The sequence below is a fragment of the Flavobacterium sp. SOK18b genome, assembly GCF_014156605.1.
In the GTDB taxonomy this organism is placed as follows: Bacteria; Bacteroidota; Bacteroidia; order Flavobacteriales; family Flavobacteriaceae; genus Flavobacterium; species Flavobacterium tiangeerense.
The window spans coordinates 1-5160 of the sequence record NZ_QKNZ01000094.1; the positions used below are offsets into that span (position 1 = coordinate 1).

The following is a 5160-nucleotide window of genomic DNA, read 5'->3' on the forward strand; positions in this document are numbered from 1 at the left end:
CAATAGTTGGAGCAGCATTGTTTACGACCGTTACATTTTGCATGCCTACGCAGCCTTTGGCATCCATAACATAGACATCCCATGATAAAACAGTCAAGTTAGTATCTACTGAAAGAACTGGATTGGTATTGTAAGCACCCATTGCTGGTGGTGTAACGGTTCCTCCAGGAAGTACCGCATATTGATATGCGCCTGAACCGCCTGTTACTGCGCTTACGGTAATTTGTGAAATGTCTTGTGTACAGAACACTTTGGTAGCTGCTGTAGTGAAAGCTATTGGATTTGGCAACGTAATAGTAACTGCATCACTAGCTACACATAAAGTAGTGTTGTCTGTAACGGTTACTGTATATGTTCCTGCATTAAGTCCTGTTAACGTTATTACATCACCCACTAGTGGTAATTGTGTAAATGGTAATAAAGCTGGCACGCTAGTTACATTTATTGAATAATTACCTGTACTGCTAAATCCAGTTACGGTAAATCGAGCCGAACCATTATTTGTAGTTCCATTTGCTGGGTTACACGTAATATCGTTTACCAACGCGCCTACAATAGCAATTGGGGTTACTGGTACAACGGTGTACAATTCTTGGTACGTACAACCATTGTCGTCAGTTACTCGGAAAATGTAATCTCCCGGAGGTAAATTAGCAAAACTTGTTGGTGTACCACTTCCTGCGGTTGATTGCGTTAGATATAAAGTTGTTGGTACATTATTGAATTCAATAATATCAAAATCCAATGAACCTAAACCGCCTGTTGCCGTTACTTGCACTGTTGCTGTATTTGCTGGACAAGTTGGTGCAGTAGTAACTGCAAAAGTTAAATTAGTTGGCGGTGTTAAGGCTGGAGTAATCACATTTGGTAATGCAAGGGTACAACCATTAGCATCTTTTACACTTATTGTTGTAGTGGTTGCTACTGGACCATTATTTACCGTAAAGGTATTGTCACTAGTGTATGATAAACCATTAAAACTATAGGTATAACCTGTTCCTACAGTTGATGGAGAACCTTGACTAGCAGTTACCGTAATTACTGTAGTGTTGCTACACGTGGTGTTTAGTGCGGCAGCTGCAGTAGCGGCAAGCAATGTTGGCTGTGCAACTGTTATTGAAGTTGAAGCCTGTAAACAACCTCTACCATTACGAACTGTAACCACATAATTCCCTACTGGTAAACCGGTATAAACACCCGAAGCATCTCCACTAGTGTTTGTAGTTGTACCTGAAAGTACATACGTATAAGGTCCTTCGCCTGAAGTTACTGTAACCGTAATGGTTCCGTCACTTCCTCCATTACAACTTACATCTTTCACTACAGGAGTAGCAATAATAGTAGCCGGAATTGGATCCAGAACTATAGTTGCTGTAGTTTGACAAAGTGTTGGATTGTTAGCATCAGTAACTCTAAACTCATAAGAACCTGGCGCTGCTGCTGAATAAGGAGTTGTAGCGGCTACAAAACCACCCGAGTTAAAGTTAACTTCGTACGTATAATTTGGAGCTGGTGTTGTATTTCCACCTGTTGTATTCAACGTAATTGTTGCATTTGGTGTTCCAGAACAATCCAATACTTTCGTTAAAGTAGGCGTCAACTGCAACTGAGGCAACACAGTATAATCTACAAAAGCCACGCAACCATTGCCATCCTTAATGTACAATCTATAAGTTCCAGCAGCATTGAATGTAAAAGCAGAACCGTTTTGGTACGTAGCTGTACCTAAACTAGCAATTGGTTCCACTTTATAAGTTGCTGGTAAAATAGTAGCCAAAGCCGAAGCATCTGTAACTAAATCTATCGTAAATGGAGTACCATTGTAACAAATAGGTGCTGGAAGTGCTATTGTAGGTTCTAGATCTCTAGTCAAAACTCTTGCTATCGCTGGTTGAATACATCCAAAAGCATCTTTGGTAAACACATAATAAGTATTTGCTACTAAATTACTGAAGGTATTTCCAGTTTGCCATCCTGCTGTTAAAGCAGTTGGGAATACATTGGTCGTATTGATTAAATACTCGTAAGAACCAGCACCATCTCTAGCTTGTGCACTTATAACACCACCTTGATTACAATTTTCATTTGAAATAACGGTAGCTATAACTGATAAATTAACTGAAGATTCTTTAATCTCGAATGGGAAAGATGCTTTACAACCATTATTTACCCCGCCATTTTCAATGTAAACAATATAATATTGACCTGCAGGTAATGAGCCTGGAGCTGGATAAGTAAATGTAAAAGGTGTTCCTCCTGAAACTGGCTGATTAATTACTCCTCCTACTGTTGAATTACTTTGCTGTCTAAATATTTGATAATCAATACTTGTTGCTGTATTTGTAAATCCAGATACTGTCATCGTTACACTTCCATCATTCGCACCTACACAGGTTACGTTATTAGGAGTTAATGCAGCAGTAATTGATGAAGCAGGGTTAATAGGACTAGTTGCTGTATTTACAAACAAACATCCTGTAACATTATCTCGTACAACAAAACTATAGGTAACCCCTGGAGTTAATCCTGTAAAATTGTATGAATACGGTCCATTATTTGCAGGATTAAATGTAGATGTATAAGGTGGAATATTACTATTCACAATTCCAAAATCATAACTGTTACCAAGTACTGGTGCTCCTACCGTAACGGTAGCTGTACCACCAGAAATACAATCAGGCGTAGTCACGTTAACAGCGATATTCAAAGAAGTTGGAGGCGAAGTCATTGTAATTTGCTTACTCAAACTACAACCATTTGCATCTACAACAGTAACGGTGTAAATACCAAAATCGATAATTGTAAATGTAAAATCTTCATTACTTGTTGCAACATATGGGTTTGGTGTCACCACCGACCCAAAATTATTGGTAATAAAATATCTGAATGAGCCTGTTCCACCAACTACATTAGCAACGGTAATAGAACCTAAAGTATTCATTCCACCCATGCATTGAATTGGAACTCTAGACAAAACAAAATTAATTAAACCTGGCTCCGTAATTGTTATTGATTCTGTATCAATACATCCTTTAGCATCTCTAATAGTTATAGTGTAAGTTCCTTGTGAAAGTCCTGTAAACGTATTTGAACTTTGAAAACTAGTACCATCAATACTAAACTCAAATGGTGCTAAACCAAGTGAAGCGTTAAAATTTGCTCTTATAGCACCCGTATCATCACCATTACAATTGATAAATGCGGTTTGTGTGATACTTGTAATATCAGGTAAAATTGCTGTTGTTACAGGAATAGCCGCTGTAGTTGTATATGTACAACCTGTAGTAGTATCAGTAACTGTAAAAGTATAATTACCAGGCACACTTGTTGTGAAAATACCTGTAATTGCTCCAGTTACATTTGTTGCTTCTGTTGCAGGTGTCGTTATAGCATAAGTAAAACTTCCCGAACCACCTGTAGGTGTCACAGTAATTCTTGCAGGCTCGTCACCTACAACACAAGTGATGTCTTTGTTTAAAACAGCATTTAACGTTAACTGCGGTGCCACTATAATTGATGGCGCTGTTGCAATACAACCGTTTCCGTCAATCATTGTAACGGTATAAGTACCTGCTGTAGTTACTGTAAATACATTTGTTGCTTGGTAAGAAGCACCATTGTTAATACTGTAACGTATTGGAGTTATAATTCCAGCTGCTGGAGTTGTAGTGTTTGCAGCTGTAATAGTATATCCGCCTGGAGTTCCTAAACATCCTGTACCAGTTGCAGTAACAGTTGGTATTGGGTCAGATGCAATAGTTATTGGTAATATAAAAGTACAATTGTTGGCATCAATGATATGTGCAAACCAACTCGTACTTGTTGTTGGGTTTAAATTAGCGACATTACTTGTTCCATACGTTCCTGGAGTAGTACTTGAAGTAACAAATGAATATCTGTACGTTGCAGTTCCGCCAGTTGCTGTAACAGTAACACTAGCTGTAGGAACATTACAATTAGCATTTACAGTAGTGTACGTTGCTGCTAATGCTTGAGCTGGTTGCGTAATTGTAACAGAAGTAGATGCAGTACAACTAGTAATATCATCTGTGAAAACTACTGCATAGGTTCCTGCAGCTCTGGTGATCAAGTCGAAAGTTCCTGCCGTTTGTCCTGTCACTGGAGATCCTCCATTGATAGTGTAGCTATACGTTCCTCCAAAACCACTCACTGCATAACGAATAGAACCTGTTGTGTTTCCAAAACAATCAACATCAGTTAATTTAGTAGCCGTAGCTACTATTGGCGTTACTGGAGATACAAAATACGACTCGGTATCGTAACATCCTTTGGCATCCGTTACTCTAAATACATAATTTCCAGAAGTTAAACCTGAGAATACTCCCGTTGTAGCTCCTGATGTGTTGGTAATTGGACCCGAAACAATCGTGTAGCTTAAAGTACCTACTCCAGTACCTGCGTTTACAGGAACGGTTACTGTACTTGTGGTTGCAGCTGGTGCACAGTAAATAGGAGTACTTGTTATGGTTCCTATTACCGGATTATTTAAAGGTAATAGCGTTCCACTGCCAGATATTGGACAACCTTTGGCATCTTGAACAGCGTAGGTATACGGTTGATTTGAACCATTATCATTTAAAGTCAATACGTTGTTGCTCGTAAAAGCGCCACCGTTAAAACTGTATGTATAAGGAGATGTTCCAGTTCCTGCAGTTACATTTATCGTTACTGTTCCCGATACTTTAGTATTAGAAGGGCTACAACTAAATGGTACTTCGGTAACTGTTGCTGCCAAAGCATTTGCTGGTTGTGTGATAGTAACTACTACTGAATTTTGACACCCTTTGTTATCACGTACATAAAAAGTATATGGAGAACCTGCGGCAGTTAATCCACCAAAGGTTGCAGTAGCTGTATATCCTGAACTAGCGAGGTTACTATAGGTATATCCGCCTGATCCACCTGAACCACTTAATGTAATCGATCCGTCATTACCACCAGTACAACTTACGTTGACTTGACTGGCTACAGCCACAGTAGGATTCGTGATAGGTGTCACCGTTGCTGAAGTAGTTGTTGGACAACCATTAGCATCTGTAATTACAAAAGTATAAAGGTCCGCATTGGCATTACTTACACTTGTGGTAAATGTTAACGAGGCACTTGCTGCACTCGGGGCACTTGGCGTACCAGTTCCTT

At 39.2% G+C, this 5160-nt stretch carries 1 protein-coding gene; it reads right to left on the reverse strand.

Annotated features, from left to right (window positions below; translation table 11 throughout):
• A partial coding sequence (locus tag DNC80_RS12990; RefSeq protein ID WP_182651596.1) for a SprB repeat-containing protein occupies positions 1-5160 on the reverse strand: 5160 nt, incomplete at both ends.